Origin of the sequence: Segatella buccae ATCC 33574, assembly GCF_000184945.1 — a bacterium.
Classification (GTDB): Bacteria; Bacteroidota; Bacteroidia; order Bacteroidales; family Bacteroidaceae; genus Prevotella; species Prevotella buccae.
Window position 1 is genome coordinate 40638 of the sequence record NZ_GL586311.1, and the last position, 24336, is coordinate 64973.

The following is a 24336-nucleotide window of genomic DNA, read 5'->3' on the forward strand; positions in this document are numbered from 1 at the left end:
ATGCCATTATTATCAAAAAGTTTTCCGTTTTATACCACCTCATCGCTTTTCCCCCTTTCGCCCACCAGCTTTAAAGCCAACAGGGAAGCCAGAGTACGGAAAAGGAAAAAGAAGAAAGATTTTGCCAATCCGGCATAAAGGAGTAACTTTGCACAAGACAACATCTATTTGTAATAAAACAGCACAACAATGGAAACCATCAAGACAAGAAAGACCATACGCAAATACAGCCAACGCGAAGTGAGCGACCAACTACTCGAACGCTTGCTTGAGGAAGCTGAGCGCACGCCCACAATGGGCAATCTGCAACTGTACAGCGTCGTGGTGACGCGGAGCAAGGAAGGGAAAAAGGCACTGGCTCCGGCCCATTTCAACCAACCTATGGTAGAGGAAGCACCCGTGGTGCTCACTATCTGCGCCGACTTTCGACGTACCACCGTCTGGGCTGACAACCGCAAGGCGACACCGGGCTACGACAACTTCCTTTCGTTCATCAATGCTGCCACCGATGCCCTGCTCTACACGCAGACGTTCTGCAATCTGGCTGAAGCCGAAGGCTTAGGCACTTGCTTTCTCGGCACCACGGTGTATATGCCACAGCTCATCATTGACACGCTGCACTTGCCCCGCCTTGTGTTCCCCGTGGCTACCATCACATTGGGTTGGCCTGACGAGTCGCCGGCCCTCTCAGACCGTCTGCCATTGCGTGCCATCATCCACCACGAGCATTTTGAAGACTACACGCCGGAAAAAATCAATGACTTCTATGCCGACAAAGAGGCTTTGGAAGAAAACTGCCATTTCATTGAAATCAACCAAAAGGAAACACTCGCGCAGGTGTTTACAGACCTCCGCTACACCAAAAAAGACAACGAAGCCATGAGCCGGGGTATGCTTGATGCGCTAAAAGCGCAAGGATTCTTGGAATGAGAAAGGATGCGTAAGATTCAAAAAAATAAAAATTTAGCAATTCAAGGATTTAAAGAACGTGTAGAGGCAGCGCTTTATGCCTGCCCACACGATTTGGGAAATCGTATATTCCCACAAATGTTTCCGGCATCCCTTACCGACGATACGGTCCTATCGGCCCGTGCGGGCAGGCATAAAGCACCGCCCCTACACGCCCGACAAGCCTTTTGCATTTTTGAATCTTTGAATTTCTAAATCTTTGAATCCTTCCCTTGCATGTATAGCGAGAAGTATTAAAGATTTAGAAAAAGTCTTACATAGAAAATATGGACTTTGCTCTTAAATGCCAAAAGAACTATTCTAAACCGTCAATAAAAGCGAAGCACTGTTCCCGTTAAGCTCAAACGATGTTGCAAAACGGCCACAGTCAGAGGCTCATTCGGCCCAACCGAGAGGCTCAAAGAGGCCCTTTTGTAAAGCCATTCGGAGTGGGAAAGTCACTTTCAAGGGGTCGGGAGGGCTGTTGATGGATTGAAATCAAAAAAAGGGAAATGCTCCCACACTTCCCTTGCTTATGCAAAGATACGACATGAATGACGGATTTGCAAATCGATTGAGAAAATATCAAACAATAAAAAGGTGAAAGAACCTACAGTTACAGTTTCTTTCACCTTTTTATTATTACCCGATTGATTTGTCAATCTACATGGAGCACTTACTCGGCATGCCCCTTTCAGTCCGGCTATGGGCGTAGGAGTATAAACGATTTTTCAAGATTATCTGCTCCAAATCATTCCACAACGATGGGCTTATATTTCGGAACGAGCGTCTTCATGATGATCCATCCCACAAGATAGGCCACGGCACAGATGCAGAAGATGATCATATAGCCGGCCGGTTTGCCTTCAAAACCCATGAAACGGAACGCAGTTCCCTGCTCCTCGGCGTATGTAAACAACATGCCCGACCCCTTGTTGATGAGGAACGAACCGATACCGCCGGCCATGGCGCCAATGCCTGTGATGGTGGCAATGGTGGACTTGGGGAACATGTCGCCGATGGTGGAATAGAGATTGGCCGACCAAGCCTGATGGCCGGCACCGAGCAGACCGATAATGATGGCAGGCCACCACGGACTGAATGCACCCATCGGCTGGGCAAAGAGGCCCAACACGGGGAAGCAGGCGAATATCAACATGGCCCGCATACGACCAATATAGGGATTCATGCCTTTCTTGTCGACAAAATAGGTGGGCAGATAGCCACCGCCAATGCTGAGAATGGTGCAGATGGCATAGAGCGTGAAGATGAGGACAATGCCCATCGCTGAATCGGAGGTGTAACCATACTGGTCGGAGAAATAGGCCGGTGCCCAGAAAAGGAAGAACCACCACACGCCGTCGGTCATGAACTTGCCTACGATAAACGACCAAGTCTGACGATAGCAGAAACACTTGAAGAAGTTGATGGTTTTCTCCTCCTTTGCTTCCACCTGCTCTTCTTGCACCTCATTGAGGTCATTGTCCTGCTCTATGTAGTTAAGTTCTGCCCGGTTGACATGCTTGCTGGCATGTGGCTTGTCGTAGAGCCAAATCCACAAGGCCATCCACACATAGCCTAAAGCACCGATAATGATGAAAGCCATCTCCCAGCCCCAAGCGCGGGCCAGCAGGGGGATGGTGGCCGGTGCAGCAAGGGCTCCCACAGAGGCTCCGCTATTGAAGATGGATGTGGAGAAAGCCCGGTCTTTCTTGGGGAAGAACTCGGCCGTCACCTTGATGGCTGCTGGGAAGTTGCCGGCTTCACCTACAGCCAAAATGAAACGACAGGAGAGGAACAGCCACACGCTGATCGTGGCGATGGCTACGGCGGCATCACTGCCGGCTTGCACCATGCGCAGGGCCTCGATACTGTCATACCCCTCTATCTGCATGGCCACCCAACCGCAACCGGCATGGAGAACGGCACCCGTAGACCATACAAATATGGCGATGAGATAGCCCTTCTTGGTGCCCATCCAGTCGACAAACTTACCGGCAAAGAGATTGGCCACGGCATAGAAAATGGAAAACAAGCCGGTGATCGTACCATAATCGTTATCGTTCCAATGAAACTCGGGAGAGATGAAATCTTTCCATGTGAGAGAAAGCACCTGCCGATCCATGTAGTTGACAGTGGTTGCCAAAAACAGCAACGCACAAATGACCCAACGGAAGTTGGACATCTTCGTAGTTTGTATATTGCTCATTTGTTTCAGTTTATTTCAGTTCAGGAATCTTAATCACCTGCATATCGGTATAGACGAGATTCTCTCCGGCCATGCCCCAAATGAAGGTATAGTTGCTGGTGCCTGCGGCGCAATGGACACTCCACTCAGGAGCTATCACGGCCTGCTCGTTGTCAAGCCACACAGGACGAGTCTCTTGGGGCTCGCCCATGACATGGAGAATTTTCTGTCCCTGCGGCACATTATAATACATATAGGTCTCCATGCGACGCAGATGGGTGTGAGCGGGCATGGTGTTCCACACACTTCCCTCCTTCAGTTCGGTGATACCCATCTGCAACTGGCAGGTATGCACGCCGGCCACACCGTCAATAATCATCTGATGTATCACCCGGTCGTTGCTCTCTTTCATGCTTCCAGCCTTGATGTTATTGGCGTCTTTCAGCGTCACCTTCTTGGTGGGATAGGTCTGGTGGGCGCAAGCACTGTTCATATAGAACTTAGCCGGATGTGCGGCATCCTTACTGGCCACGGTGATGTCTTTGGCCCCACGCCCCACATAGAGGGCCTCCTGAAAACCAAGAGTATAAACCTTTCCATCGACTGTGACCATCCCCTCACCACCGATATTGATAATGCCCAACTCGCGATTATCGAGCAGCTGCTTCCGGTCATTGGGTTTGTCGGTGTAGAGCGGTGCTATGGAGGTGAGTTTCAGAGGAGCCGTAGTCGGTTCGGCACCGCCTATGAGAAAGCGGTCGTACATCGTGTAAGTCCAGTTCACTTCGCCCGGGGCGAAAACTTTCTCGATGGCAAACTCCTTGCGCAAGCGGGCGGTCGTGTAGTGCTTGGCATCCGCGGGATTGCTTGCATAGCGCACATTGTAGTGGGTGTAGGCATTCTCGGCCTTCACCTCATAGGTCGCCTCGCTGCACTGGGCATGACCGAGACCTGCCATCAGGCAGAAGACCAAAGACAACATTGATTTCTTCATTTTTTATAGTCTGTTTTAGTTATTTGCTTTCTTGATGTCTCTGACAATACGACGGCGGTTGAACAGCATCAGGGCTACTGTAACCACCACAAGAATGGCCGGACCGACGTATTCCACATAGCAGGTGAGCTTGTAAATCACCCAACCGAAAAGACTTGAGGCAAAGTCGAGCGCACCACCCGAGAAGCCGTCGGGGATGTGGGCCGACTTGTCGCCCGTGGCGGCATAGACAGAGGCTGCAGCCTTGGTGAAGTCGGGAGCCATGTCGGTCACAAAGTAGAGACCGAGCACGAGAGCCACCAAACCTATCACGAAGGTCTTCACCACATTGCCCTTAGTGTAGGGCAGCACGATTGGGAATAGGTAGAACATGCCGGCCAACGATGCCAAAGGCAGAAACTGATTGCCGGGAAGGAACACTGCCAAAGCCAAAATGGTGGGGATGAGGAATAGAGACACCACGAGCGTGGTGGGATGACCGATAACAAGCGCGGGACTCATGCCGATATACACTTTCTTTCCGTTAAACTTCTTATTGACCAGTTCCTTTGTCTTTTCGGATATAGGCATCAGCCCATCGATAAACAACCGGGTGATTCGGGGAATGAGTTCCATCACTGCCCCCATGATGACGCCCAACGAGAGCACGCTCTTCACAATGGCCATCGTGGCATCCGTGGCAGTGGCAGAGGCGTCGGCGGCCTGCATTTCCTTCACGTAGGCGTCGAAACCGGTAATGTGGCCGGCTTCACCGAAAAGGGCTATCAGCGCGCCTACAATGACACCGAGCACCAACGGATCGCCGAGCTCACCGAATTTCTTCTTCAGTCCCTCTGCATCAACATCGAGATGTCTGAAGCCGGGGATCTTGTCCAAAGCCTTGTTGAGGACAATGGCAAAAGGCATAAAACTCTGACAGAAAGGTTGGGGAATGGAAATACCTTCAAGGTCGTAGTATTTCTGAAACTTTTCGGCAGTGAGATCGGCACAGACAAGCGTAATGATATAACACACAATGGCGGCAAAATAGCCCCACGCAAGGCTCTCGCCCATCACAAAATAGGCTACAGCACCGATGAAAGCAAAATGCCAATAGTTCCACAAATCGATGTTGACAGTGCGGGTGGTCTTGGTGATGAGCATCAAGAAGTTGATGCCCAGGCAGACCGGAATGATGAGTGCGCCTATCGCCGTGTTGTAGGCTACGGCTGCAGCAGCCGGCCACCCCATGTCAAAAACGTTGAGTTGAAGATGGTAGAAGTCGGAGATGGAGCTCAACGGCCCATTGAAATTGGTGGTGAGCAGGGCGGTAACTACACCAAGGCCCACAAAACCGACACCGACGAAAAGTCCTGACTTAAGAGCCTTTCCAAAATTCATGCCGATGCACAATCCGATGATTGTGAACAGAATGGGCATCATCACGCTGGCTCCGAAGCTGATGATATAGCTGAAGACTTGTTCCATATACTTATTTTTCGATTGTTTGCTTGTTTGTTGTCGATTGCTTTAATCGTAGTTTTCAGTCGCTTTGGCGGCACTCGCAGGTAGATTCCACCGCACGAATGCAAAGATAACAAAAACTTTCTATATGATTATACGAAAATATGTTAAGAAATACTTAAACGCCTCCACGGCTGTGTGCGCGCCCAATCTGGCGTGTCGCAGGCATTGTGTCTGTCCTCATCACAAAGCAAAAAGCGACCCGAAACCCACATTGTGATTCCGAACCGCTTCTTACTTGTCTCTTTACAGACACATTTTATCGAAAATTAATCTTGGAAATAGACCCGCTTCACACGATTGCTGATGCCCGTGAGCACTTCGTAGGGAATGGTATCAACAATGTCGCTGAGCACCGTGACGGGCAGATGGTCGCCAAAAATCTCCACACTGTCGCCCTCTTTGCAATCAATGCCCGTGACATCAATCATCGCGACATCCATACAGATATTGCCCACATACTCAGCTTTCTGCCCGTTCACCAAACAATAGCCGTGGCGGTTGCTCAAATGGCGGTCCAGTCCGTCGGCATATCCGATGGGGATGGCAGCCACCACACTGTCATGCTCCAGCACTGTCTTACGACTGTAACCCACCGTGTCGCCTGCCGGGACACGGCGCATTTGCAGGATGGTGGTCTTGAGCGTAGACACATTGTGGATAATCTCGTTGTTGCGGGGATTGATGCCATACAGTCCGAGGCCCAACCGACACATGTCCAACTGGCGTTCAGGGAAATGTTCGATACCGGCCGAGTTGTCGATATGGCGCAGTATTTTATGCTCGAAAGCTGCCTGCAACTGCTTGCTTCCCTCATCAAAAAGTGCAAACTGACGGGCGGAGAACTCATCGAAACCATCATTGTCGGAGCCGACAAAATGGCTGAACACCGAGCGGGGGATGATGGCATTTTGGTGGCGGAGCCGGTCGATAAGCTGCTCCATGTCCTGCCGTGGGTCGAAACCCAAGCGATGCATACCCGTGTCGAGCTTGATATGCACAGGATATCCCGTGATGCCCTCTTTCTCGGCAGCTTTGATAAGTGCTTCAAGCAGGCGGAAAGAATAGACCTCGGGCTCTAGATCGTAGTCGAACATGGTCTTGAAAGCCGTCATTTCGGGATTCATGATCATGATGTTGGAGGTAATACCGTTTCTTCTCAGCGTCACCCCTTCATCAGCCACTGCCACGGCAAGATAGTCTACCCGGTGATCTTGCAGTGTTTTGGCTATCTCCACGGCTCCGGCTCCATAGCCGTCGGCCTTGATCATGCACACCAGTTTGGTCTCGGCTTTCATGAACGACCGATAGTGATTCAAGTTTTTCACCACTGCACTGAGATTCACTTCCAGCGTGGTTTCATGCACTTTTTTCACCAACAATTCCGTGAGCCGGTCGAAACCGAAACGCCGGGCCCCTTTCAGCAGAATCACCTCGTCGCGCAAGGAACGGAACACATCGCTCACGATAAATTCCTCCACGCTCCCGAAGAAATCTTTTTCGGCAATCTGTATACGCTCGCTTTGGGCGCAGATTTCCGGGCCTATACCAATAAACTTCACCACACCGCGCTCTCGTGCCAAGTCGCTCACCTCCTGATAAAGGGCAGTGGGCTCCTCGCCGCTTTGGAAAATGTCGCTCAAGATAAGTGTGTGTCGGCGTCCCTTGTGGTCGGGGCGACGGTTCATGAAGTCGAGTGCGATGTCGAGAGAGTTGATGTCGGAGTTGTAGGAGTCGTTGATAAGCGTGCAACCATGTTGCCCCTCTTTCACCTCCAGGCGCATGGCCACTTGCTCTATGCCCTGCATGCGCCGGTCGAGTTCGTCAGGCGCGATACCAATGCGCAACGCCACGATGGCGCAAATGATGGAATTACAAATGGAAGCGTCATCAATGAAAGGGATGGAATACCAATTTTCCTCGCCACCTTTATATATATAGGTGACAGTGGTAGCACTCTCTTTCTTCTCTATCGACTTGACAAACATGGGTGCATGTCTGTCTCTGACTGACCAACCGAGCCGCTCTTGCGGTTCACCACCGGGTAATGTGCTCTCCATCTGGGCAAGCACACGTTCCACCAGTTCGTCATCGGCATTATAGACGACGGTACGTGCATCATGGAAGAGCACGAGCTTCTCCTTGCATTTGTCACCTTTCGACTCGAAATTGCGCTGATGGGCTTCACCGATGTTGGTGAGTACGGCTATCGTGGGCTGGATAATGTCGCGCAAAGCAAGCATCTCACCCGGCTGACTGATGCCGGCCTCGAACACGCCTACTTCCGTCTGCTCGTTCATGAGCCACACGGAAAGGGGCACACCTATCTGCGAATTGTAGCTCCGGGGCGAACGGGTGACACACATCTGCGGCGAAAGGAGCTGATAGAGCCACTCTTTCACCATCGTCTTGCCATTGGATCCGGTGATGCCTACAACGGGAATGTTAAACTCATCACGATGACGTTCAGCCAAGCGTTGCAACGCTTCAAGCGTGTTCACCACCCTCAGAAAGTTGGCATCCGGATAATCAGAAGCACAGTTTGCAGGCACTTCCGTCACCACAAAGTTCTTCACGCCCCGCCGATAAAGTTCCGGAATGTAGTTGTGTCCGTCATTGCGTTCGGATTTGAGGGCGAAAAAAAGTGTTTCTTCGGGAAAGCATAGAGAACGGCTATCGGTCAGAAGGAATCCGATGTTGGTCTCTTTGTCACCATAGCGACGCGCACCTATCAGTGTGGTTACCTTTTCAATAGTATACGTCATTGTGATTCGATTACATGTATTTGCAGCAAAGTTACTGCAAATTCACAATATCACAAAATAATTCCCTTTCTTTTTATGGGTTTGAGGAATCATTCTCCCATCATCGGATATTTTCTGCGAAGGGCTGCGAGCCTTTCCTGCGTCTTGCCCAAAAATACCTGATATTCGGATGATTCCGGATGAAAAGGCTTATGTGCCAATGCTTCGCGAATGGGTTTCCACTCGTCCAAGAACTCAAATGTGACGGGAGAAAAGAACGTTTCGGCAAAACGGCGGTAGATATACTCCACCGCTTGATCAGACGGATGAAGCATATCCTCACGATAGAAACGATAGTCACGCAGTTCGTCGTTGAGGAGTTCGTAGGCAGGAAAATAAGTGACGGTGTCGGGAATCTGCTTCACAAGCTTGTCGGCAGCCAGCAGCAACGTGGCTTTAGAAAGCGCACTGCCATGAAAACCGTACTTGGCATAGCGGATGGGACTCACTGTCACCACCACCTTCAGCGCGGGATAGCGGCGTTGCAACTCCTCCACAGCCTGAACAAGGAGAGACGCACACTCGCCTACGGAGAGCTCTTCTTCCTTGAAAAGGGTCTGTGGACGCTTCTGGCAGTTATCCACAATCTCGCCCGTCTCCCGCAGTCGGTAAACATGATTGGTGCCAAGTGTGAACACGGCCACATGGGGAACCTCATCCCTGCACAGCTCCACGGTGTGGAGAATGCTGGCCGGGTTATACATCACGCCTCGGGGATTGACCGTGGCCCGAAACTTCTCGGTCTGAAAACGGCGACCGAGATTATCGGCAAAGCAACTCCCCACGAACAGCATCTGTTCACAGGGGGCTATCTTCCAGTCCGACACGGGGATGTTTACCTTCGTTTGCAGTTCCATTTACCGTTTGCCTTGGGATTTGTATTTACGCTTTTCCAGAGCGTCGCGCAAGATTTCGGCATGATCGAAAGCCAGTTCCGGCAAATCGTCGAGACTCCACCAACAGGCCCGGCAGGCATCATCGGCAGCCTCAACGGCAGCTACACTGTCGAGTTCGGCGTAATAGGCAATGGTGACAACACGCTCACGGGGATCGCGCTCTACGGCCGTATATGCCCCCACTTGGTGTAACTCACCCACCGTCAGTCCCGTTTCCTCTTGCAGTTCTCGCCGGGCAGCGGCATCAGCCGTCTCGTTGATGTTCATAAAACCGCCGGGGAAAGCCCACCGCCCCTTGCAAGGCTCATGCCTGCGTTCGATGAGGAGCAACTTTGTGACGGCTCCATCACAGGCAAAGACAAGACAGTCGGCCGTGATGGCCGGATGCGGATATTGATAGCAATAGTTACCTTCCATTTCTCCCTCCGCTCTTTTTATTCAACGGTTGCGTCTTCCTTGCGCTTCCTCCACTCCATGAACACGGCAAAAAATACCAGGAGCAGCAACACGGCATAACCCACATAGGCCACGGTCTCGGTTTTCCGGACAGACGTGGGATGGAAGTCGAGCACGATCTTATGACTGCCGGGCGTCACCTGCAAGGCACGCAACACATAGTTCACACGCCCCAGTTCGGCCGGCTGTCCGTCGATGGTGACCGTCCAACCGGGATAGTAGATTTCCGAGAACACAAGCACCCCGCCCTTGTCACTTTTCACTTCATAGGTGAGGTTGTTGGGCTTGTAGACAGTGAGCCGTGCCACAGCCTCCCCTTGTGGCACACTCTCACCCAGCACCTCCCGGAACTTCTCATCGGCTACGGCCTGCCGGCGCAGATTGAGCCGTTTCAGTGCGTCAAGCTCTTGGTTGGCATTGCCCACATAGGTCACCTTGTCCACAAACCACGCATTGCCGTATGCATAGGTATTCTGCACGGGAACAGTGTGCCCACCCTGCAAAGGCAAGATGAAATACTTGGCATTGAGCATGTTGAGCACGGGGAAAATGCTGTCGCCGGCCACCTTGGTCATGTCTCCTCCGGCTGCGGCCACGGCCCCCATGGTCTTCTGCATCTCGGGAGCTATGTAGGCATCAATGAGTTCCTGATAGCGGCGCAACTTGGCCGGATGATAGCCGCCGATGCTCTTATGATAGTAAGAGGTCTCATTCTCGTTGAAGGTGCTCGTGGCAAAATTGAGCACGCGATAGTCCAAATCCTTGTCGCGCAATATCTGCCGGTCGGCATCGGTGAGTGCCTGCGGAGTCTCGCGGACGCTCTTTTCCACAAACATGTCATCGTAGAGATAGCGCTTGTCCACCTGCCACAGGTCGATGAGACAAAGCACGGTGACGGCCCCGACCATGTATGCAGCCTTGAGTTTGCCGGCTTTATAGAGCAGCAGGAAGAATGTGCCGATGACAATGATCCAAAACGAGCGCCAACAATCGGCTGTGAAAATACCCTTGCGCACTTCTTGCAGATTGCTGAGCAGCGGTCCAAGATATTCCTGTGGAATCTGTTGCAGGGCCTTCATTTCCTGTCCGGAAACGAAGTCGGAGAAGAACACGCCGGGCATCAGGGCGAAAAGCAGGCAGAAGCCGGCTGTAAGACCGAAGCTGATGTAAACGTACTTGATCTTACGGGTGAGCAACTCTGGCTCATCCACCACCCGCTTCAAGGCCAACATGGCCAACAACGGTATCGTAAACTCGGCTATGACCAGGATGGAAGCCACCGTACGGAACTTGGCGTACATGGGCACATAGTCGAGGAAGAAGTCGGTGAAGGGCATGAAGTTGCGCCCCCACGAGAGCAGCACCGAAAGCACCGTGGCTGCCAACAATGCCCACTTCATGGGTCCCTTGACAATGAACAGGCCCAACACGAAAAGCATCAGTACGAAAGCCCCCACATAGACGGGGCCGGAGGTCATAGGCTGGTCACCCCAATACTGGCCCAGTTGCTGGTAGATCTGCATGAACTGCGGATCGGCCTTCTCCATAGCCGAAGCATTCTGGCTCATCGGCACGGATGCCCCACCCTTGGCGTTGGGCACAAGGAGTGTCCATGTCTCATCAATGCCATAGCTCCACTGGGTGATATAGTCGCGGTCCAGTCCGCTGTTGGTCTGGTTGGCCGAGTTCTTTTTCACGAGTTCGCTCTTCCCGCGCATACTCTCCTGCCCATACTGCCACGTGTGGTAGAGGTTGGAAATATTGAGACTGATGCCGATGGCCGCACCTGCCACGCAAACGCCCGTGGCCTTGAGGAAACGGGACATCTGCCGCTCCTTGATGGCTTCTGCCAGAAAGGCGATGACCATCAGGAAGATGATAAACAGATAGTAATAGGTCATCTGCACGTGGTTGGCATTCACCTCGAAGGCCGAGAAGACGGCAGTCAGGATAAGTCCCCACAAGAACTTGCCCCGATAGGCCGACACGATGCCGGCTATCATGGGTGGAAGATAGGCCAAGGCCATGACTTTCCAGATGTGTCCGGCGGCGATGATGATGAAGAAATAGCTCGAAAAAGCCCAGATGACAGATCCGAGCACGGCCAATTCGCGACGAAAATCGAACGCCCTCAATAGAATATAAAAGCCCAGAAGGTAGGCAAAAACATACCACACGTTTTCAGGCAACCAGAGGTGGTAGGCCTTCATCACCGCATCCAGTGCGCCCGTGCTCTTGTAGGAAGGTGCCATCTGGTAGGTGGGCATACCACTGAACGCCGAATTGGTCCAGCGGGACACCTCGCCTGTGGCTTCCTTGAAGTGTGAAACCTCCTGTCCCAATCCCACTCCGGCCGACGAATCGTGGCGATAGAGTATGCGCCCGTCTATGTCGGCGGGCATAAAATAAACAAAGGAGATAACGGCAAAAACAACGACAGCCAGAATATCCGGCAGATATTTCTTCAGTGCATTCATCTTGTCATGTTTGAATTTTGGCACAAATTTACGAAAAATCTTTTATCTTCGCGCCTTTGTCTCTCATCTTTTTCGTACTTTTGCAGGCAAAAGAAGCATACGGAAATGAAAATAGGCGTTATCGTTGCAATGGACAAGGAGCTTGCACAACTGAAGACCATTCTCGAAGATGCGGTCGCCGAGCGGCACAACCACCGGGACTTTGTCGTCGGCACCATCGAAGGAAAGGAGATCGTGCTCCAGCAATGCGGCATAGGAAAGGTGAACTCTGCCATCGGGGCCGTGGAGATGATTAACTGCTATCATCCCGACCTCATCATCTCCACGGGTTGTGCCGGCGGAGCCGACGTGTCACTGGAGGTGATGGATGTGGTGGTGTCGAGAGAGTGTGTCTACCACGATGCCTATTGCGGCGCGGAGTGTGAATACGGACAAATCATGGGGATGCCGGCACGGTTTAAGTCACCGGCCGACCTTATCGATAAGGCTCTCGCCCTCAACGCCGGTGGAACGACGACCGGGAAACGCATCGTGGCGGGACAAATCGTGAGCGGCGAATGGTTTGTGGACAGCCGGGAGAAGATGCAGGACATTCTCGCCCACTTCCCCAAGGCGACGGCAGTGGACATGGAGAGTTGCAGCATTGCGCAGACGTGCCACCTCTATAAGACCCCTTTTGTGAGTTTTCGCATCATCAGCGACGTACCCCTGAAAGACCATAAGGCGCAAATGTATTTCGATTTCTGGAACCGCATGGCCGAGGGGAGTTTCAACGTGACGAGACATTTCATCAACACACTATAGACCATTTGACAATATGGACAAAATACCCTCATTCACCATTGACCACGAGCGGCTGCTGCGCGGCATCTACGTGAGCCGTAAAGACCGGGTGGGCGGCGAAACCGTGACCACTTTCGACATCCGCATGAAAGAACCCAACCGCGAACCAATCCTCCACAATGGGGCTATCCACACCATGGAACATCTTGCTGCAACCTATCTGCGCAACGACGCGGAGTGGAAAGACCGCATCATCTATTGGGGTCCGATGGGCTGCCTCACGGGCAACTACCTGCTCATGCGCGGTGACTTGGAGTCGAAAGACATCGTGGAACTGATGCGGCGTACGTTCCGGTTTGTGGCTGAATATGAGGGTGAAATACCCGGAGCGGCTCCCCGAGACTGCGGCAATTACTTGCTGCACGACCTGCCCATGGCACGCTACGAGTCGAAGAAGTTTCTGGAAGAGGTGCTCGACAACATCAAGGAAGAGAACCTCCACTACCCCGAATAGCACCGACAATCCCCTGACACCTTGTCTTCCGGCAGGCGTCAGGGGATTGTCGTGTCATCAAGACGGGCAGGATAGAACACCAAGTGGGTCTCCCACACAAGTCTGCATGACCTTGCACTTTGTCCTGTCTTTTCACTACACATTTGCATCGGGGCCGAAAATTCACTATCTTTGCATTGGCAAGGGGAGCGCGCAAGCGTTTCCCTTTTTTCAGCCCCCTTGCCATGGAAAGACAATTCGGCCCAAAGGGCCTTGCAAAAGGGCCTTTTTCGCCTTCTCACTCGGGCCGAATGAGATGCCAAGTGTGGCTCTTTTGCAAGTTCGTTTGGGCCTGATGAGAACAGAATGCCGATTTTCCGGTTTTCCCGAAACATTTTTTGCACATATCCGTTTAAGAGTTTCCAAATGTCATGTCGTGTATTTTCATGTTTTGAATAAGTTTCCCGCTATATAAAAACAAAACGCCCTCTCCTCACCGAAATCCAACTTCGGCAGGGAGAGGACGGCATGGCGGACCCACGGGCAGGTTAAAGGTCGAACTTATAACCCACAGTGAAAAGGAATGTGCGGTCTTTACTGCCGAACTCGTTGGCTTTGGTGAGCCCGACATTGTAGCGGGCATCGAGCACCACATTCATGTATTCGTAGGATATACCGATGGGAATGGAGAGTGCCACTTTCTTGTAGGCAGACTTCACATTGTCTTTCTGCTCGTAGCCATTGAGTTCGGTTCCATTGGGCAGCTTGTCATAGACGCGGGTCACTTCGCCCGTCTGCACATTGGGGGTCTCGGTGTAGCCGGTGAGTTCTTGATAGGACTTGGCCCCAACGAGGAAACCGACTTGCACGCCGGAATTGAACGACAACCCATCGGCAAGATAGAGATGGGCCATGAGAGGCACGTTGATGTAGTCGAGATTGAGATGAATGTTGTGCGCACCGGAGAATATCACCGAGCGGTCTTCCTTCACCGTCTTATCGGCCATGTCGTCAAAACGCTCGCCCTGCCGGGTGTAAAACACACCAAGCGAGACTGCTCCCCGGTCGCCTATCTGATATTGTGCATCGGCCCCGACCACGAAACCGGGCTTGTATCTCGATTTCAACACTTCGCCGCCACCGCCATCAATGTTACGCAAAATTTCACTGGAATTGAGTTTGGACAGGCTGACACCCACCCGGGGAATGAGCGAGAATGTGCCGCTCCGGGACTGTGCCTGCCCCACAAGAGCCACTGTTGCGACCGCAAGACATAAAAAAAGACGTTTCATAAATAAATTCCCTATTGGTTTTATTTATGAAACGCCCTATTCTTTTAAATATTGTTCCGTCTGTGACAAAAAGGAGATGGACACTCTTATCCATTCTCTTCTGCACTCATCCGGCAAAATAGCATCCGGACATTTATCCTCCGGACATTTCACTCCCCTCTCCCCTCGGAGAGGGGCAGGGGTGAGGCTTTTTTACTCCTTCCCAGCCCGCTTCCGCTCCAAGTGGTCGAGGAGAATCTTGCGCATACGCATACTCTTCGGAGTCACCTCCACAAGTTCGTCTTCGCGGATATACTCGAGGCACTCCTCAAGGCTCATCACCGTCTTGGGAATCACACGGGCCTTCTCATCGGAACCCGACGCGCGCACGTTGGTGAGCTGCTTGGCCTTGGTGACATTGATCACGAGGTCGTTGTCGTGGACATGCTCGCCCACCACCTGACCGCCGTAGACTTCCTCACCCGGATCGATGAAGAACTTGCCACGGTCTTGCAGCTTGTCAATGGAATAAGCGTATGCCGTACCGGTCTCCAAAGCGATCATCGAACCGTTGCTGCGACGGGAGATTTCGCCCTTGAACGGCTGATACTCTTTGAATCGATGGGCCATGATGGCTTCGCCCTGAGAAGCCGTAAGCACGTTGGTGCGCAGGCCGATGATACCGCGGGAGGGGATGTCGAACTCAATGTTCACACGGTCGGCCTGACTCTCCATAGAGGTCATTTCGCCCTTGCGGCGGGTCACCATATCAATCATTTTGCTGGAGAACTCTTCGGGTACATTGATCGTGAGCTCCTCTATCGGTTCGCATTTCTTCCCATCAATGGTCTTATAAATCACCTGCGGCTGACCCACTTGCAGCTCGTAGCCTTCGCGGCGCATGGTCTCGATGAGCACGGAAAGGTGGAGCACACCGCGCCCGCTGACAATCCACTTGTCGGTGAAGTCCTCAAAAGGACGCACGCGCAGGGCGAGATTTTTCTCCAACTCCTTGTCCAAGCGTTCCTGTATGTGGCGGGAGGTGCAATACTTGCCTTCCTTGCCGAAGAACGGACTGTCGTTGATGGTGAAGAGCATACTCATCGTGGGCTCGTCGATGGCTATCGGGGGCAGAGGCTCGGGATTCTCAAAGTCGGCAATGGTGTCGCCGATTTCAAACTTCTCCAAGCCGATGACGGCACAGATGTCGCCCGACTCCACTTGCGCAGTCTTAGCATGTCCCATGCCTTCAAAAGTGTGAAGTTCTTTAATCTTGGTCTTTTCCTGACTTCCGTCGCGGTGGCAGATGGTGATATTCATGCCGTCTTTCAGTGTTCCGCGATGCACGCGGCCCACGGCGATGCGCCCCGTGTAGTTGCTGTAGTCGAGCGACGTGATGAGCATCTGGGGCGTGCCCTCAAGCTGCTTGGGGGCGGGAATCACCTCGACTATCTTGTCGAGCAGATACTCAATGTTGTCGGTAGGCGTCTTCCAGTCTTCTGCCATCCAGCCGTTTTTGGCCGAACCGTACACCACAGGGAAGTCGAGCTGGTCTTCGGTGGCATTGAGGGAGAACATCAAATCGAACACCATCTCGTAGACTTCCTCCGGACGACAGTTGGGTTTGTCCACCTTGTTCACCACCACAATGGGTTTCAACCCCAGCTGCAATGCCTTCTGAAGCACGAAGCGGGTTTGGGGCATGGGGCCCTCAAAGGCGTCGACGAGCAACAGGCAGCCGTCGGCCATGTTGAGCACACGCTCCACCTCACCGCCGAAGTCGGAGTGGCCCGGGGTGTCGAGAATATTTATCTTAGTACCTTTCCAGTTGATAGAAACGTTTTTTGAAAGAATCGTTATCCCTCGCTCGCGCTCCAAGTCGTTGGCGTCGAGCACTTCGCCACTGTTATCCTGGCCGTCGCGGAACAGTTTTCCGGCGAGCATCATCTTGTCAACCAATGTGGTCTTTCCGTGGTCAACGTGTGCAATAACTGCAATGTTTCTAATGTCTTGCATCTGAATTTACCTTAAAAGCTTTTAATTTCGGGTGCAAAATTACAAAAAAATAATGATAAGCAGACGGTGGGGAAAGAATAATAGACTGCGGCGTAAGGTTAATTTATGTAAACCCATGAAGTTTTATAGGCCCGCCACTCGCCTCTTTGAAGAAAAATGACTACCTTTGCACCGCATTTTCGGAAACTCCGATGCATTCGGTTGCGTAGCTGTTGTGATTAAGGCAGTTAGCGCACAAAGGATGTATAATGCGACAACACATTAATCATTTTTCAAGCAATGTATTTAGACAAAGCAAAAAAGGAAGAGATCTTCGGCCAGTATGGCAAGACTGCAACTGACACCGGCTCTGCCGAAAGCCAGATTGCACTGTTCACCTACCGTATCGCCCACCTCACTGAGCACGTGAAGAAGAACCACAAGGACTTCGCCACCACTCGCTCTCTGACCCGTTTGGTAGGTAAGCGCCGTCGCCTGCTCGACTATCTCTACGACCGCGACGTAGAGCGCTATCGTGCCATCATCAAGGCTCTTGGTCTCCGTAGATAATACGAGCCCTCGAAAAGGCAAAGAAAACAACAGGCCTGCAAATCCGCATTGGATTTGCAGGCCTGTTTGTTTTATATACGTCATAGGAGCCGGAGTCCCGGCAGAGGAATTGGCATGGAGGCCGACGACATCGCGGACTATGGCACTTGCCCCTTTAAACATGCATCGGCCGTAAAGAAGTCTGAACTTCTTTACGGCCGATGCATGTTCCGGTTTTATTTCTCCACCAGCACCTCCTGTAAAGGAGTCATCACGAAATCGCGTTCATACATGAGCGGATGGGGAATCTGCAAGTCGGGCTCGTTTACCTTCACGGCATCATAGAGCAGGATGTCGATGTCGATAATGCGGTCGTGGTATTGGCCATCGGTGGATTTCGACAACCGTCCCATGTCGCGCTCTATGCGCTGGGTGGCATCGAGAAGCCGACGGGGGGGGAGATCCGTCTCCACACATACGCAGGCGTTGAGAAACATATTGGGTGACTCAAAGCCCCAAGGAGCGGTTTCGAGGAGGGAGGATTGGCGAATGACAGGGCCTATCTCCTTCCCTATCTTTTCGATGGCTTCGCGCATGGCACGCTTGCGGTTACCGATATTAGAACCGAGAGACAGATAGACCGTGTGCATCAATCGTCAAGAATAAGCAAGGAGTCTCCGAAACAACCGAACTTATAACCGTCGGCAGCAGCCCTGTTGTAGCATTCCATCACCATGTCGTAGCCACCAAAAGCCGCTGTGGACATGAGCAGCGTGGACAGAGGATGGTAGAAATTGGCTACCATGCAGTCGGCCAATCCAAAGTCGTAGGGCGGGAAAATGAACTTGTTGGTCCACCCGTCGAACTCTTTGAGCATGCCATCGGTGCCTACAGCCGTCTCTGTGGCTTTGACAACACTCGTGCCCACGGCACAAATATGATTTCCGGCCCGCTTGGCTTCGTTGACCACCTTGCAGGCTTCGGCAGAAATCTTCATCTGTTCGGAATCCATCTTGTGCTTGGTGAGGTCTTCCACCTCGATGTCGTGGAAATTGCCCAAGCCGCAATGAAGAGTGATATAGGCAAAGTTGATGCCGTAGATTTCCATGCGTTTCAACAGTTCGCGGCTGAAATGCAGTCCTGTGGCCGGAGCCGTGACAGCCCCTTCGTTCTTGGCAAAAACAGTCTGGAAGTCGTCCATATCCTCCGGAGTGGCATGGTGGCTCTCGCGTCTGTCGATAATATAACGGGGCAACGGCGACTCACCGAGGGCATAGAGATTCTGCTTGAACTCATCGTGCGGACTGTCATAGAGGAAGCGGAGTGTGCGTCCGCGGCTCGTGGTATTGTCGATGACCTCGGCCACCATGGTGCTGGTGTCGTCGAAAAAGAGTTTGTTGCCGATACGAATCTTCCGGGCCGGCTCCACGAGCACGTCCCATAGGCGCATTTCTTCATTCAGTTCGCGCAACAGGAACACCTCGATCTTGGCGTCGGTTTTCTCTTTCGTGCCATACAGACGGGCGGGGAACACTTTCGTGTCGTTGAAAATGAAAGTGTCACCATCGCCGAAATAGTCTACGATGTCACGAAACTGAATATATTGCGGTCTCCCTTCAGCATCTTTCAGAGGCTCTCCCGTCTCGTCGGTCTTGTACATATCTATCCTCTCCGACTTCTTGTGGAGAACCATGAGACGACTCTCTTCACGACGGGTAACATGGAAAGTGGACTGCGTGCCGTCCTTCCGGGTGATGACATGCTCGGCCGTATGAGGATAGAGAGCTATTTGTTCTTCTGACAGTTTGAACTTGAATTGTGAAAGCTTCATTATGTTTATGTTGATTCTAACGCTATTAAATATCGTTCTCGAAGGTCTGACCGTCCAGCCATTCCCGGAAACGGTCAAACTCAATACAGTTTTCCACCCGGACTTCCCCTACCCTTGTGCGGCGCAAGGCGGTGAGGAACGCTCCGCTCCCGAGTGCCCGCCCGATGTCCCGAGCCAAGGCCCGAATGTAAGTTCCTTTGCCACACACCACACGAATACTCATCTGCATGGTGCCTGCATCGAAGCCGGTAAGCTCTATCTCGTCTATCTGCAAGGTCTTGGGTTGCAATTCCACGTCCTTGCCATTGCGCCGCAACTTATACGCCCGGTCGCCGTTCACCTTACAGGCACTGTATGACGGTGGCACTTGCTGTATCTCCCCGACAAACTGCGGCAGCGTCTCCAATATGAGTTCGCGAGTGATATGGCCCGTGGGATAGGTGGCATTCACCGTGTGTTCGCGGTCGTAGCTAGCCGTGGTGGCACCGAGTTGCAGGGTGGCCGTGTATTCTTTAGTGTGATATTGCAGCTGCTCGATGTTCTTGGTCATCTTGCCCGTACAGAGCACCAGCACCCCGGTGGCCAGCGGATCGAGCGTACCGGCATGTCCCACCTTCACACGCTTGACTCCCATCTTTTGAGAAATGAGATAACGGACATGGGCCAGTGCCCCGAAGCTCGACATGCGATAGGGCTTGTCTATGCAGATAATCTCGCCTTTGTTGATATTCATCAGCCTACCATTGACAGGGTGTGACCGGTCATGAGCCATATCAGAATGAAACCGCCAACGATGATGCGGTAGATGCCGAATGCCTTAAAACCGTATTTGGCCAGAAAATCCACAAACCACTTCATGGCCAACAAAGCCACGACAAAAGCCACCACACTGCCCAGGGCGAGCATGGCCAGATTGTCGGCCGTGGCCCAGTTGGTGTCGGCACTGTCGCTAAAAAACACCTCCCACACATCCAGCACCGTGGCCGCTGCCATTGTAGGAACAGCCAAAAAGAACGAAAACTCGGCTGCACGGCGGCGGGTCAGTTTCTGCGCCATGCCCCCTACAATCGTCGCCATTGACCGGGAAACACCCGGAATCATGGCTATACACTGGAACAGACCGATGCGGAAAGCACGCTTTTCGGTGATTTTTGTATCCTCACTACCTTTATTGAAGATGCTGTCGCAAAAGAGCATGAACACGCCACCAACTACAAGCATGATAGCTACGACCCCTACCGACTCGAGAAAACGGTCTATCAGACCGGTCTTCTTGCCAATAAGACCTATGACAACAGCGGGCATGAAAGCCACCAAAAGCTTCCAGTAGAAATCCCACTTATGGATGAGCCGAGCCCAAGCCGAACTGCCTTGAGGAGCCGGCGAATGGTCTAAACGGAAAAAGCGATTCCAATACAGGCACACCACCGACAAGATGGCGCCGAACTGAATGATGATGGTGAAAGCCTTGACAAACGGGGTGCTCTCCACGCCGAGCAACCCTTGGGCTATAATCATGTGCCCGGTAGAGGAGACGGGGAGAAACTCTGTGAGTCCTTCCACGATAGCAATGATAAGGGTTTCAAGAATGCTCATTTGCTACCTTCGTCGTCTTTAGGTTTATGAACAATGGCATAGATGATGGAGACAAAGCCCAACAATGTCACCACCGGAGCCACCTTGACGCGCATGGTGCTGAAAATATCGGGATTGAAAGTGGTCTCGGTGGAACCGGGCCCGCCCATCAGCACAAAACCGATGATGATAACCAACATGCCGACAGCCAACAGGATGAAGTTGGTCTTGCCGAAAGCTAAATTTTTCTTATCCATTATTAAATCTTATACAGTTCGCCGGCCTTCATCTTCAAGAACTTGTTGACAGAGATGTTGGCACACAAAGCGGTAATGATGATGCCAAAGAGGAACACCGAAACGCCCGTGATGAGCATGACTTCCCACGTGAGCACGGACAGAATTTCGGGTTCATAGTGATAGAGTCCGTAGACAGTGCCGCCCAAAACAATACAGGCCAACAGAGCGGCTACCAGCCCGACGACGACGGCCCGACGCACAAACGGCCCGCGGATGAAGCCCCAAGACGCTCCCACCAGTTTCATGGTGTGGATGGAGAACCGACGGGCATAGATACCCAAACGGACGGTATTGCTGATCAGGGAGAACGAAATGAAAGTCAACAGCACTGCCAATGCCAGCAATACAATGCCTATTTTGGCGATATTGCGGTTCACCTGCTCTATCAAATCGTGCTGGTAGTTCACCTCGCTCACCTTCGGATAGGCCTCCAACTCTTTGGTGATCCAGCGCAAAGAGTCGGTGTTGGCATAATCGGCCTTCAAGGTCACATCGATGGAAGAAAGGAACGGATTCACGCCTGCAAACTCCAACGGATCAACTCCGAGGTCTTTCGTCCCCTCCTTGAGTGCCCGTTCCTTGCTGATATATTCCAAATGATTGATATAAGGGCGTGCGTTCAGTTTACGGCATATCTGCTGTGCTTCCGGATTGGTCATGTCCTGCTCCAACACCATCGTCACAACAAGGTTCTCTTTCACCACAGACGAAAGGTTGCGGGCCGTGAAAACGGACATCACCACCAATCCCAACAATACAAGCACCATAGCAGTGCTGATACATAGCGTAACGACCTGCAATCCTGTACGACCGCCGGCCTTTTTGCGTTTCTTTCCCATTCCCTAAAGGATATAATACACCAAAATTGCTGCAAATTTAGAAAAAAAACACCGACTAAACGACCGTTTAACGTGTATTAACAACAAAAAGCTGAAAGACAGGTGCTTATCCGCGTTTTCTTTATACCTTTGCGTCATTACAAAGCAAGCGTACAAGAAACTTACAATGAGCACCATCATCTATCCGTCGCCCATCTTCGGGCCCGTACACAGTCGCCGGTTGGGCATCTCGCTGGGCATCAACCTGATGCCCGAAGACGGCAAAATCTGTACGTTCGACTGCATCTACTGCGAATGCGGGTTCAACCGCGACCACATTGCCCACCTCCGGCGTCCCACACGGAAGGCGGTGGCCATCGCTCTTGAGGCCAAACTCAAAGCGATGCGTGAGGAAGGGACTGTCCCCGATGTGCTCACTTTTGCCGGCAACGGGGAGCCGACAACGCATCCGCACTTCCCGGAAATCATCGACGACACCATCCGGCTGCGCGACTGCTATTGCCCTCGTGCCAAGGTGAGCGTGTTGAGCAACAGCACTTTCGTGCATCACGAAAGTGTGCGTGAGGCCCTGATGCGAGTGGACAACAACATCTTGAAACTCGACACAGTGGATGCCGGCTATATAAATAAGGTGGATCGGCCCACCCAGCCGTCGTTTGACGTAAAGCGGCTGATTGTTGATTTAAAGAAATTCAATGGCCGGTTGATTATCCAGACCATGTTTATGAAAGGGTCGACGACACTACCCGGCGGCACGGTCTTTGACGTGGACAACACCGGAGATGCATACGTGGCCCCGTGGTTGGAGGCCGTAAGAGAGATAGGTCCGATGGAAGTGATGATCTACACCATCGACCGCGAAACGCCCGACCATGCCCTGCACAAAGCCTCCCCGCAGGAGTTAGATGCCATCCGCGACCGTGTGCGGGCTGCAGGCATCCCCTGCACTGCCTCTTATTAGCCTTTTACTCCATCGGGCTACGTTTTCTTTCAGAAAGAATTTATGGGACGCAGTCGGATGCTTGGATGTTTAGCGGAGAGGCTGACAAGCAGGATGGATTGTCAAACTATTTATCCGTTTTCGGCCTCTCTGCTTGCGATATTCGCAACGGACAACCCACTTGGACGCAAATAAACGATTTTGGCGACATTTCCAAAACACTAATAATCAGTCGTTTGAATTTTACTGACACACATTGAGAGCCGAAAATGGGCCTAAAAAGGTCCAACGGGGCTTGCAAAAAGGCCACAGTTACGTTGCAACTGTGGCCCTTTCGGCTCTCAAGTGTGGCTCTTTCGCAAACCCGAAGAGCCCGAATGAGAAAATCGGCGGGCTTTTTTGATGTTCTGAGGCCGGTTTCCCATTCTGGTTGAAGAATTTTGGCGGATGCACTTTTGTTGATATTATTCACCATCATCCGGCATCTTGCGAAGAGAGCTTTCACCGGTTTTTGTCGGTGTGTGCGATACCTATATTCGTTTTTTGCATCAAATAACGGATGCCCCTACATCTTTTCGGGAAAGGCAGGTCAGCCGGCTGCCACACCCTCCCGACAAAAACAGAAAAGCGGGCCTGCCTCACGGCACACCCGCTCTACATACAGAGTAATATTCATATAGGTATGAATGCTTTGTTACATCTTGCTGATGATGCCGATTTTCGTGGCATTGATGAAGTTCACAATGTTGCGAATCTCAGTGCTGTCGGGCACCTGACTTTTTATTTGCAGCACAGCGTCGAACACGCTTGTTTGCCCATGAAACACCAGACGATAGGCATTGGCGATGTGCTTTTGTATTTTCTCATCGATACCGTATGCCGTCATCATCACACTATTGATGCCCCCATAACCCACGGGAGTGCCGCCGGCAATGATATAAGGCGGAATATCCTTCGAGAAGGTGGTTCCGGCCTGAATCGTTGCGCCTTCTCCCACACGGGTGTTGGCCTTCTCAATCACACTGCTCGAGTAGATGACACCGTTGCCAATCTCGCAATCGCCGGCTATCTTGGTGCCATAACCGAACACGCAGGCGTTGCCCACCTTGGTATCGTGAGAGATATGAGCACCTTCCATGAGGAAGTTGTCATTGCCGATGACCGTCTGTCCGCCTGTGTGGGTGGCCCGGTTGACAACCACATTCTCGCGGATGATGTTGTTGTCGCCGATGACCAGCTCCGATTTCTCGCCCACAAAGTCGAAATCTTGGGGCAATGCGCCCAGCACCGAGCACTGGTGCACCTTGTTATGTGAACCCATGCGGGTGCCGTTGAGGATGCTCACGAAGGGGAATATCGTGCAGTTGTCGCCGATCTCCACATCATCTTCGATATACACAAACGGGAATATCTTGCAGTTGTCACCTATCTTTGCCTTTGGCGAAACCTCTGCCCTGGGGCTTATTTCACTTGCCATAATCTTACGTTTTAAAGT

General features: G+C 52.1%; 22 protein-coding genes. 6 read left to right on the top strand and 16 right to left on the bottom strand.

Annotated features, from left to right (window positions below):
* Positions 1–189: 189 nt before the first annotated feature.
* Both HMPREF6485_RS00150 and HMPREF6485_RS14070 read left to right on the top strand, forming a co-directional pair.
* On the top strand, positions 190–930 hold the full coding sequence (locus HMPREF6485_RS00150) for a nitroreductase family protein (protein ID WP_004343938.1): 741 nt from the start codon (positions 190–192) through the stop codon (positions 928–930).
* 6 nt (positions 931–936) lie between these two features.
* The gene (locus HMPREF6485_RS14070; protein WP_169310376.1) at positions 937–1164 is read left to right on the top strand and encodes a hypothetical protein; all 228 of its coding nucleotides are present in this window, start codon (positions 937–939) and stop codon (positions 1162–1164) included.
* 535 nt (positions 1165–1699) lie between these two features.
* On the opposite strand, the gene HMPREF6485_RS00155 is transcribed toward HMPREF6485_RS14070, so the two are convergent.
* The 7 genes from HMPREF6485_RS00155 to HMPREF6485_RS00185 form a co-directional block, all read right to left on the bottom strand.
* Positions 1700–3157 (bottom strand): MFS transporter, encoded by a 1458-nt coding sequence (locus HMPREF6485_RS00155; protein WP_004343941.1) that lies wholly within the window; start codon positions 3155–3157, stop codon positions 1700–1702.
* Between the two features lie 10 nt (positions 3158–3167).
* The gene (kduI, locus tag HMPREF6485_RS00160; RefSeq protein ID WP_004343942.1) at positions 3168–4130 is read right to left on the bottom strand and encodes a 5-dehydro-4-deoxy-D-glucuronate isomerase; all 963 of its coding nucleotides are present in this window, start codon (positions 4128–4130) and stop codon (positions 3168–3170) included.
* 15 nt (positions 4131–4145) lie between these two features.
* Positions 4146–5597 (bottom strand): PTS galactitol transporter subunit IIC, encoded by a 1452-nt coding sequence (locus HMPREF6485_RS00165; RefSeq protein WP_004343943.1) that lies wholly within the window; start codon positions 5595–5597, stop codon positions 4146–4148.
* Between the two features lie 305 nt (positions 5598–5902).
* Complete coding sequence (locus HMPREF6485_RS00170; RefSeq protein WP_004343944.1) at positions 5903–8398, bottom strand: bifunctional UDP-N-acetylmuramoyl-tripeptide:D-alanyl-D-alanine ligase/alanine racemase; 2496 nt, start codon at positions 8396–8398, stop codon at positions 5903–5905.
* A gap of 89 nt (positions 8399–8487) precedes the next feature.
* Positions 8488–9294 (bottom strand): GSCFA domain-containing protein, encoded by an 807-nt coding sequence (locus HMPREF6485_RS00175; protein WP_004342888.1) that lies wholly within the window; start codon positions 9292–9294, stop codon positions 8488–8490.
* Positions 9295–9750, bottom strand: a complete 456-nt coding sequence (locus HMPREF6485_RS00180; protein ID WP_004343945.1) for an NUDIX domain-containing protein — start codon at positions 9748–9750, stop codon at positions 9295–9297.
* Positions 9751–9767: 17 nt separating this feature from the next.
* Positions 9768–12266, bottom strand: coding sequence for a YfhO family protein (locus HMPREF6485_RS00185; protein ID WP_044125656.1), 2499 nt, complete (start codon positions 12264–12266; stop codon positions 9768–9770).
* Positions 12267–12371: 105 nt separating this feature from the next.
* On the opposite strand from HMPREF6485_RS00185, the gene HMPREF6485_RS00190 reads away from it, so the two are divergent.
* Complete coding sequence (locus HMPREF6485_RS00190; RefSeq protein WP_004342892.1) at positions 12372–13070, top strand: 5'-methylthioadenosine/adenosylhomocysteine nucleosidase; 699 nt, start codon at positions 12372–12374, stop codon at positions 13068–13070.
* Positions 13071–13083: 13 nt separating this feature from the next.
* Complete coding sequence (locus tag HMPREF6485_RS00195) at positions 13084–13563, top strand: S-ribosylhomocysteine lyase (protein WP_004343947.1); 480 nt, start codon at positions 13084–13086, stop codon at positions 13561–13563.
* Between the two features lie 527 nt (positions 13564–14090).
* On the opposite strand, the gene HMPREF6485_RS00200 is transcribed toward HMPREF6485_RS00195, so the two are convergent.
* Together HMPREF6485_RS00200 and typA are read right to left on the bottom strand one after the other, a co-directional pair.
* On the bottom strand, positions 14091–14834 hold the full coding sequence (locus HMPREF6485_RS00200; protein WP_004343949.1) for a porin family protein: 744 nt from the start codon (positions 14832–14834) through the stop codon (positions 14091–14093).
* 192 nt (positions 14835–15026) lie between these two features.
* The gene (gene typA / locus HMPREF6485_RS00205) at positions 15027–16829 is read right to left on the bottom strand and encodes a translational GTPase TypA (protein ID WP_004342897.1); all 1803 of its coding nucleotides are present in this window, start codon (positions 16827–16829) and stop codon (positions 15027–15029) included.
* A 279-nt stretch (positions 16830–17108) separates the two neighbouring features.
* Here typA and rpsO point away from each other — a divergent pair, with 279 nt between their 5' ends.
* The gene (rpsO, locus tag HMPREF6485_RS00210; RefSeq protein WP_004342899.1) at positions 17109–17378 is read left to right on the top strand and encodes a 30S ribosomal protein S15; all 270 of its coding nucleotides are present in this window, start codon (positions 17109–17111) and stop codon (positions 17376–17378) included.
* A gap of 215 nt (positions 17379–17593) precedes the next feature.
* Here rpsO and folK read toward each other — a convergent pair whose 3' ends face one another.
* From folK to HMPREF6485_RS00240, 6 genes are read right to left on the bottom strand one after another with little or no spacing between them, the layout of a single operon-like run.
* Positions 17594–18007 carry a 2-amino-4-hydroxy-6-hydroxymethyldihydropteridine diphosphokinase gene (folK, locus tag HMPREF6485_RS00215; protein WP_004342900.1) on the bottom strand — a complete coding sequence of 138 codons (414 nt, stop codon included), beginning with the start codon at positions 18005–18007 and terminating at the stop codon, positions 17594–17596.
* Positions 18007–19188 carry a tRNA preQ1(34) S-adenosylmethionine ribosyltransferase-isomerase QueA gene (gene queA / locus HMPREF6485_RS00220; RefSeq protein ID WP_004343950.1) on the bottom strand — a complete coding sequence of 394 codons (1182 nt, stop codon included), beginning with the start codon at positions 19186–19188 and terminating at the stop codon, positions 18007–18009. Before queA ends, folK begins: the two co-directional genes overlap by 1 nt.
* Before the next feature lie 25 nt (positions 19189–19213).
* Complete coding sequence (gene truB / locus HMPREF6485_RS00225; protein WP_004343951.1) at positions 19214–19921, bottom strand: tRNA pseudouridine(55) synthase TruB; 708 nt, start codon at positions 19919–19921, stop codon at positions 19214–19216.
* Positions 19921–20784, bottom strand: a complete 864-nt coding sequence (locus HMPREF6485_RS00230; protein WP_004343952.1) for an undecaprenyl-diphosphate phosphatase — start codon at positions 20782–20784, stop codon at positions 19921–19923. Before HMPREF6485_RS00230 ends, truB begins: the two co-directional genes overlap by 1 nt.
* Positions 20781–21020, bottom strand: a complete 240-nt coding sequence (locus HMPREF6485_RS00235; RefSeq protein ID WP_004343953.1) for a DUF3098 domain-containing protein — start codon at positions 21018–21020, stop codon at positions 20781–20783. The genes HMPREF6485_RS00230 and HMPREF6485_RS00235 overlap by 4 nt, the downstream gene beginning before the upstream one ends.
* Before the next feature lie 2 nt (positions 21021–21022).
* Entirely contained in the window at positions 21023–21901 is an 879-nt protein-coding gene (locus tag HMPREF6485_RS00240) for a cell division protein FtsX (protein WP_004342910.1), read from the bottom strand.
* A gap of 166 nt (positions 21902–22067) precedes the next feature.
* On the opposite strand from HMPREF6485_RS00240, the gene HMPREF6485_RS00245 reads away from it, so the two are divergent.
* Entirely contained in the window at positions 22068–22862 is a 795-nt protein-coding gene (locus HMPREF6485_RS00245; RefSeq protein ID WP_004343954.1) for a radical SAM protein, read from the top strand.
* Positions 22863–23535: 673 nt separating this feature from the next.
* On the opposite strand, the gene lpxA is transcribed toward HMPREF6485_RS00245, so the two are convergent.
* Positions 23536–24318: an acyl-ACP--UDP-N-acetylglucosamine O-acyltransferase gene (gene lpxA, locus HMPREF6485_RS00250; RefSeq protein ID WP_004343544.1), complete on the bottom strand. Its 783-nt coding sequence runs from the start codon at positions 24316–24318 to the stop codon at positions 23536–23538.
* Positions 24319–24336 lie beyond the last annotated feature (18 nt).